12 protein-coding genes are annotated in these 13,036 nt (G+C 63.8%); 4 read left to right on the forward strand and 8 right to left on the reverse strand.

The window, feature by feature from the left end; all coding sequences use genetic code 11:
* Nucleotides 1–147: 147 nt before the first annotated feature.
* Nucleotides 148–738 carry a MarR family winged helix-turn-helix transcriptional regulator gene (locus V5279_RS34405; RefSeq protein WP_338691484.1) on the reverse strand — a complete coding sequence of 197 codons (591 nt, stop codon included), beginning with the start codon at nt 736–738 and terminating at the stop codon, nt 148–150.
* 462 nt (nt 739–1,200) lie between these two features.
* The gene (locus V5279_RS34410) at nt 1,201–2,754 is read right to left on the reverse strand and encodes a porin (protein ID WP_338691485.1); all 1,554 of its coding nucleotides are present in this window, start codon (nt 2,752–2,754) and stop codon (nt 1,201–1,203) included.
* A gap of 239 nt (nt 2,755–2,993) precedes the next feature.
* On the opposite strand from V5279_RS34410, the gene V5279_RS34415 reads away from it, so the two are divergent.
* Entirely contained in the window at nt 2,994–3,560 is a 567-nt protein-coding gene (locus V5279_RS34415; protein ID WP_338691486.1) for a MarR family winged helix-turn-helix transcriptional regulator, read from the forward strand.
* Nucleotides 3,561–3,692: 132 nt separating this feature from the next.
* On the opposite strand, the gene V5279_RS34420 is transcribed toward V5279_RS34415, so the two are convergent.
* Nucleotides 3,693–4,973 (reverse strand): MFS transporter, encoded by a 1,281-nt coding sequence (locus V5279_RS34420; protein WP_414645967.1) that lies wholly within the window; start codon nt 4,971–4,973, stop codon nt 3,693–3,695.
* 62 nt (nt 4,974–5,035) lie between these two features.
* Nucleotides 5,036–5,494, reverse strand: coding sequence for a hypothetical protein (locus V5279_RS34425; protein ID WP_338691488.1), 459 nt, complete (start codon nt 5,492–5,494; stop codon nt 5,036–5,038).
* A gap of 239 nt (nt 5,495–5,733) precedes the next feature.
* Between V5279_RS34425 and V5279_RS34430 the strand changes: the two genes are divergently transcribed.
* The 3 genes from V5279_RS34430 (at nt 5,734) to V5279_RS34440 (ending at nt 8,984) form a co-directional block, all read left to right on the forward strand.
* On the forward strand, nt 5,734–5,943 hold the full coding sequence (locus tag V5279_RS34430; RefSeq protein WP_176399234.1) for a hypothetical protein: 210 nt from the start codon (nt 5,734–5,736) through the stop codon (nt 5,941–5,943).
* A 390-nt stretch (nt 5,944–6,333) separates the two neighbouring features.
* Nucleotides 6,334–8,466 carry a flagellar biosynthesis protein FlhA gene (flhA, locus tag V5279_RS34435; RefSeq protein ID WP_338691489.1) on the forward strand — a complete coding sequence of 711 codons (2,133 nt, stop codon included), beginning with the start codon at nt 6,334–6,336 and terminating at the stop codon, nt 8,464–8,466.
* Between the two features lie 317 nt (nt 8,467–8,783).
* Entirely contained in the window at nt 8,784–8,984 is a 201-nt protein-coding gene (locus V5279_RS34440; protein WP_166298416.1) for a hypothetical protein, read from the forward strand.
* A 297-nt stretch (nt 8,985–9,281) separates the two neighbouring features.
* On the opposite strand, the gene V5279_RS34445 is transcribed toward V5279_RS34440, so the two are convergent.
* From V5279_RS34445 to fliI, 4 genes are all read right to left on the reverse strand, one after another.
* Nucleotides 9,282–10,256 (reverse strand): anti-sigma factor, encoded by a 975-nt coding sequence (locus V5279_RS34445; protein WP_338691490.1) that lies wholly within the window; start codon nt 10,254–10,256, stop codon nt 9,282–9,284.
* Nucleotides 10,257–10,259: 3 nt separating this feature from the next.
* Nucleotides 10,260–10,805, reverse strand: a complete 546-nt coding sequence (locus V5279_RS34450; RefSeq protein WP_029083680.1) for a sigma-70 family RNA polymerase sigma factor — start codon at nt 10,803–10,805, stop codon at nt 10,260–10,262.
* Nucleotides 10,806–11,009: 204 nt separating this feature from the next.
* Nucleotides 11,010–11,429 carry a flagellar export protein FliJ gene (gene fliJ, locus V5279_RS34455; protein ID WP_016848565.1) on the reverse strand — a complete coding sequence of 140 codons (420 nt, stop codon included), beginning with the start codon at nt 11,427–11,429 and terminating at the stop codon, nt 11,010–11,012.
* Between the two features lie 108 nt (nt 11,430–11,537).
* Nucleotides 11,538–12,863: a flagellar protein export ATPase FliI gene (fliI, locus tag V5279_RS34460; protein WP_338691491.1), complete on the reverse strand. Its 1,326-nt coding sequence runs from the start codon at nt 12,861–12,863 to the stop codon at nt 11,538–11,540.
* Between the last annotated feature and the right edge of the window lie 173 nt (nt 12,864–13,036).

Genomic DNA, 13,036 nt, shown 5'->3' on the forward strand with positions numbered 1-13,036 from the left:
TCGTTACCGAGCAATTGCTCGGCAAAAGCGCACCGAGTCATGTGGCGAGCTTGCCGCCGGCGCAAGTCCGCTCACAGAATTGCGAGCAGCGGGATGTTGCCGGTCACTCGACCGTGACCTGGTAAGGCAACCTGGCAAGTCATGCCGCTAGAACGAGACGATGTCGCTGTCCCTGGCCAGATAGTCTTGCATCGCCAGCGCTCGATCGCTTGACCTGATGAAGCGCTCGACGAGATCGAGAAAGATGGAGAATTCTTCATCATTCATGCAGTCCAGCCAGACGTCGTTGACATTCGACTGCATGGGCGCGAGCGAGTCGAGAAGGATGCTGCCGCCATGTGTGACGGTCAGCCTGGTCCGGCGGCGATCATCCAAATCCCCGGCCTTCTCGACCAGTCCAAGCTCGGTCAGGTGCTGGATCGCTTTCGTAACACCCGCGCTGGCCAAGCCGAGATACTCGGCGACGGTCACCGGGAAGACGTCGCCTTTGGTCTCGAGATAACGGATCGTGGTCAGGATCGTGTACTGAATGCCGGCGATGCCGACATGCGCTGCATAGCCTTGGGTCAGATCGTGGTGGCGCGATGCCAGGGAGTGCAGACAGCCCGTGAGGCGCTGCAGCTGCAGTTCCGTTGCTTTCGCGACACGATGGGTTCGGGCAGTCGAGCGAACCGCCGCCGGCAAATCGGCAGTCGAAGGTTTACGGTGACGGCTTGATTGTGCGTTTGCCTTCGGCATGCCGAGCACGCTCCCGCAATTCTATGATAAAGTCATATAACTGGCATAAGACTTCCCGTCCAGATGATCCTGCCGCCTTGGCCGTGCGGCAGATCACGATTTCGCGGCCGCCTTCGATCCCGGGCTTCACGAACACGTGCGCCGCGCCTGCGCGCACCGAAAGGGCTTTGCACCGCCGTGTCGGCCGCGCGTGCTGGAACTCGCCGACAGCGCAATCGGACCGCGCACAAACGAAAACCTCCGGCAGGGCATTGCCGGAGGTTCGGGAGGTTCGTTCATGAAGAGGTTAGTTATCTCTCCATCAACATCGGCGGCAAAAGCCGCTGAGGGTTTGTATATGATTGAATAATGTTAGTAAATCATACAGTGGGCTCGTTTCGACAACGCCTCATTGCAAAAACAGAACCCCGACGGTTGCCCGTCGGGGTCCTTTTTTAAAGGTCAGATCACGTCAGCTGGAGATTACCAGTTGCGCTGGGCGCGGAGCAGCAGGGTAACGGTGTCCTGATCCTTCAGCTCGTACACCGTGGCCGGCTTGCCGATCGCGGCGCTGCCGGGATAGGTGATCGTGCCGGCGTACTTCTGATCCAGATGGGTGTAGGTCAAGTCTGCCGAGAAGGTCAGGTTCTTGACCGGGGTCCACTGGGTCTGCGTGCCGATCTGCGCGATGTTGTAGTCCGGGTTGCACGAGGTCAGACCCGCGGTCCCGAACACAGCACCGAACGAACCACCGACGCCGTTGCCGCCCGGTCCGCAAATCGCGCTCTTGGCCGTATCGTTGTAGTGAATGCCGGCGTAGGCACCGTAGACGCTGGTGTTCCAGTTGGGATTCCAGTTGTGGATGAATGCACCGCGCATACCCCAAGTCTGGATCAACTGCTGCTGGCCGCCGTTGACGAACACGCTGTCCGGAGCCATGCCGAACCCGATGCTCTGATAGGCGCCGGGCAGGTTGGTCCCACCGAAGTAGGTGACAGCACCAGCGATCGACAGATCCTGGATGTTGTAGCGGGTCGCACCGTCGGTGTAGACGCCCTGGATGTTGATCGTGTCGCCCGGCCCGGTCGGGATGTTCTTGATCGACAAGGCCAACTGACCGGCCCAGCCCCACTTGTCGTCCGGATGACCGGTCAACTCGGTGCCGCCATAGTAGGCTGCGTGGTTGTCATGGGCCGCGAACGATGCCTGGAACAGACCCCAGGCCTGGTCGACGCGGAGAGCGGCGACGAGGTCCGGCGCGATCGTGCCGGCATAGTCGCTCGCACCATAGGCACCGAGAGCGCCGGTACCGAGCACGCCGAGATTCTGCACGCCAGCCTGGTAGTAGGCCGACTGATCCTGGGCCGACAGCGACAGCGACACGCCGTTGCCGAACTGCGCGGTGTAGGTGAACTGGTTCACGCCGGTGACCGTACCGCCGCCGCCGACGAGACCGTCGAAGTTGTTGCCCGGGTAGTTGGTCCACGGCGCCGAGAACTGCGAGACCGCCTTACCCATCGTGAAGCCGGCGAACTGGATGAAGGCGTAGTAGACGCCTAGCGTGCCGGCAGCGACGCCGCCCGAGGTTGCGTTGTTCGGAGCCGCCGCCGTTCCGATCGGCGAGTAAACGGTCGCGCCGTTACCCTGCCCACCGTAAGTGTCCGACGTCCAGCTGAAGGTCAGGTCGACATAGGTGCGAACCACACCGTACTCGGTCGCGGTGCGGGTATCGACGTTCAGATCTTCACGCGAACGCCAGGTGTAGCCGTTCGTGAAGCGGTTCTGTGCGCCACCGGCGCCCGACGTGTTGCCGGACGCGTCCGAGTTGGTGTTGGCCAGAACGTCAGCACGCAGATAGCCGCCCAGCTTGATGCAGGTATCGGTGCCCGGGATGAAGTAGAACCCGGGACCATACAGCGAGCAAACCTTCACATACTCAACCGCCTTGGCTTTGACCGGAAGGTCGGCCGCCTGCGCGCCGCTGCTCGCGATGAGCGCCGCCACCGAGCCCAACAGAAGGCCCTTTACCATCTTCATGCTATCCTCCAAGTGATGCCTTGCGCTGCTGGCAAAGCGACAAAAAGTACCCCTCTCGAAAACCGCTGCAGCGCAGCCATTTTCAAGATGCTCGTGGTCAACTCGGCCACTGCAGGCGTGAGATGGCGGATGCCCCCCATCTACGGCGGGAAACTATGCATCCGGCGGTCGCATGTTCAACTTATATTAGTTAATCATTCTATGTTTCGGCCGTCATGTGTCATTCAGGCAACGCCTGGGTGAACATTTTCACCAGACCACCGCTTCAAAAAAAACCAGATATGAGCGAAGATGAATTTTTGTTAAGGAACGCCATGAGCGAGCGCAGATCGACCGACAAACTGCAGGACGCGGCTGAGGGGTTGGCCTGGGAGATCGTGTCGACCAGTATCCGCCTGGAGGAGTTGCGCAGCATCTGGGCCAAGATGATCGGAATCACCGGTCCTCAGTGGATGATCATGACGGTGCTGGCGAATGCCGAAGACCGCCACATCGGCCTGCCCGTTGGTGCAGTTTCGCGGGCGTTGCGTGTCGATCAGTCGTTTGTGGTGACGCAGTCGAAATTACTCGAAAAGAAGAATCTCCTGCGCCGCAAGAGTTCGACCGCGGATGCGCGGGTCGTGAACCTGTCCCTGACCGACCACGCCAACAAGCAGATGGCAAAGCTGTCCTCGCAGCGTAAAGCGTTGAGCGAGTTCGTCTATGCCGACCTCGATCTGCGGGAACTGCAGCAGCTGACCGGCAAGATGAATTCCATCAAGAGCCGGCTGGAAAAAGCGATCTTGAAGGTCTCGGCCGACCTTTAACGAGTCACCGAGACGCCCATCTCGCGAGAGAGGTGAGCTTCCGCAGCAGCGCCTGATCAGGCCCTCATTTAAGCGTGATCTTTCCGGAAAACCGCTTCGCACTTTGCGCTAACGCGGCCGTTCCGGTCCGGATCACGCTATCGCCAGCCGCTGCCGCGCCCGCATCAGGAGCAGCAGGATGATGCTGACATTGAGCAGGTTCCAGGCGAGGCCATTGGCGAAGGCCGCGGCATAGGAGCCGGTTGCGTCGAAGATCACGCCCGAGATCCAGCCGCCAAAGGACATGCCGAACACCGAGGCGAAGATCACGATGCCGATCCGGGTCGCGGCCTCCGACGCCGGCATCGCCTCGCGCACGATGATGGCATAGCTCGGCACGATGCCGCCCTGGAACAGGCCGAACATCGCGGAGATGACGTAGAGCGAGGTCAGGCTGTCGAAGAACAGATAGAACAGCAGCGCGGAGCCCTGCGCGATCGAGCCGATCAGCAAGGTGCGGATACCGCCGATCCTGTCGGCGAGGAAGCCGGAGCCGATCCGGCTGATGATGCCGAAGCCGAGCATCAGCGACAGCATCTCGGCGCCGCGCGCCACGCCATAGCCGAGATCGCCGCAATAGGCGACGATGTGGACCTGCGGCATCGACATCGCGACGCAGCAGGAGATCGACGCGAGCGCCAGGATCGCGGTCAGCGCGTTGGTGGAGAGCCGCAGATCGACCCGCGGCGGCGCCGCGTTGACATGGCTGCGCCTGACAGCCGCGCCCATCAACAGCCGCAGCACCATCAGCGCGAGCGTCATCGCGATCGCGGCGAAGATGCCGATCGCGATATGGGTGGTGCGCCAGCCGACGCTCTGCATGCCGAAATTGACCAGCGGCGGCCACACCGTGCCGCCGACATAATTGCCGCTCGCGGCGATCGCGACCGCCAGTCCCCGGTAGCGCTCGAACCAGTGCGACGCCTCCGCCATCAGCGGGCCGAAGGTCGCGGCCGACGACAGGCCGATGGCGAAATGCAGCAGGATGAAGGCCCAGATCGACGGCGCGTAGCCCGCGCCGATATAACCGAGGCCGAGGATGCCGATCCCGGCGCCGATCGCCGCGACGATGCCGTAGCGGTCGCTGATCTTGCCGGTTACGACCTGGCCGATGCCGAAGCCGAGCATCACCATGGTGAAGGCGAGCGAGGCCGTTCCGCGGGTGGCGCCGAAGTCGGTCTGCACCACCGGCAGCGCCACCACCACGGACCACATGCCGACGCTGCCGAGCGAGCCGATCGCCACGGCCACGGCAAGGCGCAGCCACGCCCGGCGCGAGTCGGGAATGAACGTTGCGACTTCAGGGGAAAATTCAGAAGAAATTGCCACGGCAGGCGGAACTTCGTCGGCATTTGCCTCCCGGTCAAGCCACATTGCCGAGAGATTAGGCATGCGCCAGCAACGGGACGCGCACCCGCGCCGGCATGCGAGACGGATCAGTTCCCGAAATTGGGATCCTGCGACTGGAATGCGCCGCACTTCGCTTGCCTGGCGAACCGCTGGTCGAAGTCGACGGTGCCGCCGGCGACGGGAATCCGGGTCGGCGGCAGGCCACGGAGGTATTGATCGACGGTCACGGTCTTCTCGTCGGCGCTCAGGGTGACGCGCACCGGCTCAAGCGGCTTGCCCTTGTTCACATCCGTCAGGTCCAGCGTGTAGTAGCCGATCACCGATTGTCCGCCCCGCATATGGCGATCGACCGATAGCGGTAGATAGACCTCCATCCGGACCCCCTCGCCTTCGCAGGCGATCATGCGGATCATCACGGCCTCGGCACCGGGCGGTTTCGCGAACGCCGCGGTCGCAACGCAAAGGGATATGGCCGCGACAAGTCCCCGCTTGACGAACCCGCGCCTGTCAATCATCGCAATGGTGCGGCGCATCTGGTTTGGCATTCGGCATCCACAATGACCTTTACGTTGCATTTGGTCGGCGCCGGGTCCGGCAAGTTCAATTCTCCGGCTCCGCCGGTTCGGGAATATCGCTGGTCGAACGGTGATCCATGCTGACGAAGAAAGCTGCTATAATGCGAACCGGTTCACACTGGCGGCGCGCAACCCGAACTATCATTTCGCCGGGATGTCACGCAGTTCGCAAGGTAAAGGATCGAAGCGCATACTGTCGGAGGGTCATCATGCATTCGTCGTCTGCAGAGTGGTTGCCCGTTGCCATTGCGCCATCTGACCGGGAGCTCGAGGTCTGTGTCCTCGACTACGACGGCATGGTCCACGCGCTCATGTTTCCGTGCCACCGGGACGGCGCCGAATGGGTCGATCATGCCAGCAGCAGGCATCTCGATATCCAGCCGACGCATTGGCGCAGATGGATGCATTCGGCCAATTAGGTGACAGGGCGCCGACGCTCTGACGAGCGCAGCGTCATCGCGCCCAGCATCATCGCCGCATCGGGCGTCGTGCTCTGGGATCGGCTGCCGTGAACCCGCCTCCGGAGCGGGCGGGCGGTCCGACCTGCCCTCCGCGGCCCAAATCCCTCCTGCCCGAGGCCTGCGACGACCCGCGCGGTCCCATCAGCGGCACTTATTAACCCTTTGCTAACCATACACCCGGCAAGAATTGCCGAGTGAAGTCGAGTGTCGTCGAACGCGTATCGCGTATAACGGGTGGAGATCCCCGTGGACGCCAGCGCGGTGCCTCACTTTCGGAACGGCGGCCCTGCGGCCGTCGCGCAGACGCTTGGCGGCCGCAGCCGCCAGTCGCGGGGGAGAGCGGCTACCATGGTCGACGTCACGGCGGGTCAGGGCACGGCGGGCAAGAGCGGATTGCCGAGCCTCGGCGAGATCGGCGACATCTTAAAGCGCGGCGACCTCGCGCTGGCGCTCGGCGTTCTCACCATCCTGGTGGTGCTGATCCTGCCGCTGCCCTCGATCGTGCTCGACCTGTTCCTGGCGGTCTCGATTACGATCTCGATCCTGATCCTGATGACCTCGCTGTTCATCCAGGCGCCGCTGGAATTCTCGTCGTTTCCGACCATCCTCTTGATCTCGACCATGATGCGGCTGTCGCTGAACATGGCCTCGACCCGGCTGATCCTGAGCCACGGTCATGAGGGCACGGCGGCCGCCGGCCACGTCATCGAGGCCTTCGGCAACTTCGTGATGGGCGGCAACTTCGTGATCGGCATCATCGTGTTCGCGATCCTGGTGATCGTGAACTTCGTGGTCATCACCAAGGGTTCAGGCCGCATCGCCGAAGTCGCGGCACGCTTCCAACTGGACTCGATGCCCGGCAAGCAGATGGCGATCGACGCCGACCTGTCCGCCGGCCTGATCGACGAGAAGGCCGCCAAGGAACGCCGCAAGGCGCTGGAAGACGAGAGCGGCTTCTTCGGTGCCATGGACGGTGCCTCGAAATTCGTCCGCGGCGATGCCATCGCCGGCCTTTTGATCGTCGGCATCAACATCGTCGGCGGCATCATCATCGGCGTCGCCCAGCAGGGACTCTCCTTCAGCGAAGCCGCCCGCACCTACACCGTGCTGACGGTCGGCGACGGCCTCGTCACCCAGGTGCCGGCGCTGATCGTCTCGACCGCCGCGGGCCTGCTCGTCTCCAAGGCCGGCATCACCGGCGCCGCCGACAAGGCGCTGATGCGCCAGCTCTCCGGCTATCCGCAGGCGCTCGGCATGTCGGCCGGCGTCATGCTGATGCTGGCGCTGCTGCCGGGCATTCCGACGCTGCCGTTCCTGGCGCTGGGCTCCGGCGCCGCCGCGCTGGCCTGGAACGCGCGCAAGCACAAGCGGGCGGCGAAGGCCGCCGAGGCCGCCGAAGCCGCCGCCCCCGCTGCGGCTGCGGCCGCGGCAGCAGCCGCCGCGGAGGAGCCGATCGCCGCCGCGCTGAAGATCGACGACCTCAAGATCGAGCTCGGCTACGCGCTGCTGCCACTGGTCAACGGTCCTGACGGCACCGACCGCCTCACCGAGCAGATCAAGGCGCTGCGCCGCTCGCTGGCCATCGAGATGGGCTTTGTAATGCCGGCGGTGCGCATCCTCGACAACGTCCAGCTCGAGGCCAACAGCTACGTCATCAAGATCAAGGAAGTCGACGCCGGCACCGGCAAGATCTGGCCGAGCCAGTTCATGGTCATGGACCCCGCCGGCAACCAGGTACAGCTGCCCGGCATCCACACCATCGAGCCGACCTTCGGCCTGCCGGCGACCTGGGTCGATGCCGGCCTGAAGGAAGAGGCCGCACTGAAGGGCTACACCGTGGTCGACGCCGCCACCGTGCTGTCGACGCATCTCACCGAGCTGCTCAAGACCAACATGGCGGACCTGCTGTCCTACGGCGAGGTGCAGAAGCTGCTGAAGGACCTGCCGAAGGAGCAGGGCGAGCTGATCAAGGACATCGTGCCGAGCCAGGTCACGGTGTCGGGCATCCAACGCGTGCTGCAGCTGCTGCTCGCCGAGCGCATCTCGATCCGCGATCTCTCGACCATCCTCGAAGGCATCGCCGACGCGCTGGCGTTCTCGCGCAATCCGGCCGCCATGGTCGAGCATGTCCGGGCTCGGCTGGCGCGGCAGATTTGCGCCCAGAACACCTCGCCGAACGGCTATCTGCCGTTGATCGCGCTGTCGGCGCGCTGGGAGCAGGCTTTTGCCGAGTCGATCGTCGGTCAGGGCGACGACCGCAGCCTGGCGATGCAGCCCTCCAAGCTGTCGGAATTCATGACCGCCGTGCGCAATGCCTTCGAGCAGGCCGCGCGCGAAGGCGAGGCACCGGTGCTGGTGACGTCGGCCGCGATCCGGCCGTTCGTTCGCTCCCTGGTGGAACGGTTCCGCTCGCAGACCACCGTTTTGTCCCAGGCCGAGATCCATCCGCGCGCCCGGCTGAAGACGGTCGGCAGCGTCTAGCGCGAGCAAATCATTCGCGTTTTCGCCTGTGTTTTCTCGCCACAGGCAACTGATTTGTGTGGAACCACCCGAAACGGCCCTATCTTGGTGATTGTCACCCGGCATTCGATCAAGCTACTGATATTACGTGCAGTTAATGTGATTTTGGGGTGGTGGAGGCGAGTTTCGATCGCGGCGGATCACGTCTCATCACCAGCTTGTGATGGCCTCTAGGGAACGGAATCGGCAAATCCTACGTTGGTGGGGCACGAGACGTTGAACCGGGCATAAGACCAGACCGACAGATTTACAGAGCAGGAAGGCGGCAGGAGACTTCCATGAACCACTCGATCTACAGCGCCGATCGTATGACGCACCTGAAGATTGTGGTCGTGGCGTTGTTCGCCGGTATCCTGGTCGCCGGTTTCGGCATCGCGGCGCACAATTCGTCGGACGACGGTTATACGCAGACGGCGCGGGTCATGAAGGCCGGCAAGCCGGTCGCGATCACAAGCTCGAGCAACTCGATGGTCCGCTGACCAGTTCGCTCGCTAACAGGAGAGTTTCACGAATTCACGTAGTGTTCTTTACAGCCCCCCAAAGTCGCTGCGTGGATATTTAAGACCCCCAACTACCCCCAAGTTGACTACCGAAAACGCCCGCTCCCCACGGGCGTTTTCTTTTTGTGCGGATAGCTGACGCGACGTTCTATCCACGTCGTTGCGAGCGAAGCGAAGCTATCCATTCCCGCCAACCCTAGCGGATAGATGGATTGCTCCGTTGCTTCGCTCCTCGCAATGACGAGCTGCAACAGCATCTTCCGAGAGGCCTGAAGTTTACCGCGGCGTCGAACCCGGCGCGCCCGGCACGGTCTCGATCAGCTTGCCGGTGAAGATCGGTGCCGAGGTCGGCTGGCCATTTGGCGACCCGCCGGCCTGCTCGACGGTCACCGCGTAGGTGGCGCCGTTGATCACGTCGGGGTCATAGCCCGACAACACCGGGCGTGCGGTGAAATCATCAGCGCCGATCACGCCGAGCGAGCGCGGCTGCGGCAGCTTGTCGGAGATCAGCCAGAGCTCAAAACTCTTGCCGGGCTCCGACGGGGCGCCGACCTTGCGGACCGTAAAGTTCTTGGTCGCGCCGTCGATTGTGAGGATGAATGCGGGCCCGCCATTCTGCCCCTGCAACAGCGCTACATATTGCGCGGACGGCGCGAATGCCGGCGCCGGGGTCTTCACTTCCACGGTCTGGATGCGCGGCTTCGGCCGGATCGCGTTCGGCAAGGCGTCGGGCCGGAAGATCTGCAGGCTGAGCGTCACCAGCAGCGCGGCAGCGATCGCGGTCGCAGCCGACGCGATGCCGCGCCAGCGCTTCACGCGGCTTGTCAGCGCGACCACGTTGCTGTCACCGAAGGTGACCCGTGGCCGCCGGATCTCGGTTGGCTGCCGTATCGCCGGCGGCTGCTGCGGCTCGTCCGGATCGAACGCTGAGCCGAACTCGGAATCGTCCATGATCGGCTTCGGCGGCGGCGGTGTCACCGTCGCGGCCGGCGTCTCGGGCAGCACCAGCGGCGCCTGCGGCGCGCTCACATGACCGATCGCCGCCTTGATGTTGTCCCAGACCACCGGGCGCGGCTCGACCGAGCCAACCATCTGGTTGAGCGGCCCGAGCCTGAACTCCCAGGCCTGCACGAGGGCTGCGAACTCGGCGTCGACGGCCATCATGCTCTCGACCTGCGCGCGCTCCTCGGCGTCGAGCGTACCGAGCGCATATTCCGCGGCGAGCGCGATATGGTCTTCGCTAGTGGCCATCAATCAGAGTCCAAGACACTCCCGGATATCCATCAGGCTGCGGCGCAGCCAGGTCTTCACCGTGTTCACCGGCGTCTCGAACTTTGCGGCGAGCTGTTCGCGGCTCCAGCCGTTGTAATAGGCGAGCAGCACGAGCTTCTGACGATCCGGCTCCAGACGACCGACGCACTCCAACAACCGCTTCAACTCTTCCGTCATTTCCCGTCGCGCCAGCGGATCGGGTGAGTCGGCGGCGACTTCCATCGCGGCCGGCTCATCTTCCAGCGAGGACTCGCCTCGCTTGCGCACGACGTCGATGGCGCGGTTGCGCGCGATCGACGTCATCCACGTGATCGGCGACGACAGGGCTGGGTTGAACTGCCCGGCGCTGTTCCAGATCTTGACGTAAGCCTCCTGAATGACCTCCTCGGCGAGGTCCTGTCGCCGCAAGATACGGAGCACGACGCCGAAGAGTTTCGCGCGGGTCGCGGCGTACAGCCGCTCAAAGGCGGCCTCGTCCCCCCTGGCAACGGCGGCGATCAGCCAGACCAGCTCAGCCGGCGTCAGCATCTTGCGCCCCCCAAGCCTGCATCAAGCCTGCATCCCCCATTGCCACCGTGCCGCCGATCGTCCGGTCCGGACCGGTGGTAGCATATTTTGGGACACCACGATCCGCCAAGTAGGCGCCAAGTGGCCGGCTTGTGGACAGCGCCCAACAAAAAGCCCGGGCGATCGGCCCGGGCTCTCAATCTGGTCAGCGGAGGGAGCGAGATATCAGGCGATGACGCCGAGACGCGCCCGCATCAGGCCGATCGAATCCATGTCGGCCTGTTCGCGGGCACTCTCCTCCGCGCGTTCGCGCGCCTGGTCGCGCTCGTCGAGCAGTTCGACCTTCTTCAGCTCCTCGAACGCCTCCGACAGCAGCGCCTTGGCGTCGTCGAGCTGGGCGCGCAGTTCGTCGGCCGAGCGGGTCAGGTTCTCGCGGCGCTGGATCGCGGCCTTGGCATAGGTCGGATAGGCGAAGTGCGTGGGGTCGTTGATCCCGGCGCGCTCCTGTTCGGTCTGGATCTCGCGCTCGAGTTCGACGGACATGCGCTGGAAGTCGGCGATCATGCCTTCGATCTGGGTAACCCGACGGCGCTTTTCATCGACCTGAAACTTCTTCAGGCGGATCAGCGTTTCACGTGACTTCATCGACTCATACTCCCCAGAAGTCCCAATTCTGAACGCGGGACAGAACCGGCTCCCCCCTGGGCCCCGCCGGCATAGCTATGGTGTGCCGGAGATGATGGCCTGACAAAGTTAGCGTTCCGTTTCCAAACCCGACAGGATTTGAGCGAGTTGCCGGTAGCCGTCGCCAAGGCTGGTCGCCTCCTCCTTGGCCTGGCGCAGGTAGGCCTCGAGCGGCTCATGCAGCCGGATCGCCTCGTCGACCTCGGGGCTGGAACCCGGCCGGTAGGCCCCGAGCCGGATCAATTCCTCCATGTCGGCATAGGTCGCCATCACCTGCCGCGCCTTGTTGATGTAGGGCAGGAAGTTCGGATCGGCCGACCGCGGCATCGTGCGCGAGACCGATTTGAGGATGTTGACCGCGGGATAGCGGCCGCGCTCGGCGATCGCCCGCTGCATTACAATATGACCGTCGAGGATGCCGCGCACCGCGTCCGCGATCGGCTCATTGTGGTCGTCGCCGTCGACCAGCACGGTGAAGATCGCGGTGATGGTGCCGTCGCCGGTACCCGGCCCGGCCCGCTCCAACAGCTTCGGCAGCTCGGTGAACACGGTCGGCGTGTAGCCCTTGGCGGTCGGCGGCTCGCCCGCCGAAAGGCCGATTTCGCGTTGCGCCATCGCAAAGCGCGTCACCGAGTCCATCAGGCACAGCACATCCTGCTCCTCATCGCGGAAATACTCCGCGATGGCGAGCGTGAGGTACGCCGCCTGGCGCCGCATCAGCGCCGGCTCGTCCGAGGTCGCGACCACCACGACCGAGCGCGCGAGCCCCTCCTCGCCGAGGTCTTCCTGGAGGAACTCCTGCACCTCGCGGCCGCGTTCGCCGATCAGCCCGATCACCGAAATCGCGGCATCGACATTGCGCGCCAGCATCGACAGCAGCACCGACTTGCCGACGCCGGAGCCGGCGAAGATGCCGAGGCGCTGGCCGCGGCAGCAGGTCAGGAAGGTATTGAGACCGCGCACGCCGAGGTCGAGCGGCGGACCGACCCGCTTGCGCGAATGCGCAGGGGGCGGCGAGTTGCGGTAGGACATCGGTGACGCGCCCTGCGGCAGCGGCCCCTTACCGTCGATCGGTTCGCCCATCGCGTTAACGACGCGGCCAAGCCAGGCCGGCGACGGCCGCACCTGGCTCGCCGCATTGGCGATGACGGCGCGGCAACCGCGCCTGACACCCTCGAGCCCGCCGAACGGCATCACCGCCGCGTTCTCGCCGGAGAAGCCAACCACCTCGGCCGGGATGAAGCGGCCTACGCCGACATCGATCACGATGCGGGCGCCGACCGACATCGCGTGAATGGGCCCCGCGATCTCGACCATGAGCCCGCGAACGCCGACCACACGGCCATAAATATTGACGCCGTCGATGTCGCCGATCTGCTCCGCGAGCGCCTTCATTGCGAAAACCTTAAGTTTCCGCGATTTTGCTCCAGCCGCTTAACTTCGTGTTTACCCGCATCATTAATCATTGCGTCACTGTCTTTGGTGACTGAGGTCGCTTGCCCATCAGAAGAAGGGCGAGTCGCGAGAGTCGGTTAGGCCCGCCTCTTAATCTGGAATCTGAACGAGCG

It is taken from the genome of Bradyrhizobium sp. 26S5, from assembly GCF_036923295.1.
Taxonomy (GTDB): Bacteria; Pseudomonadota; Alphaproteobacteria; order Rhizobiales; family Xanthobacteraceae; genus Bradyrhizobium; species Bradyrhizobium septentrionale.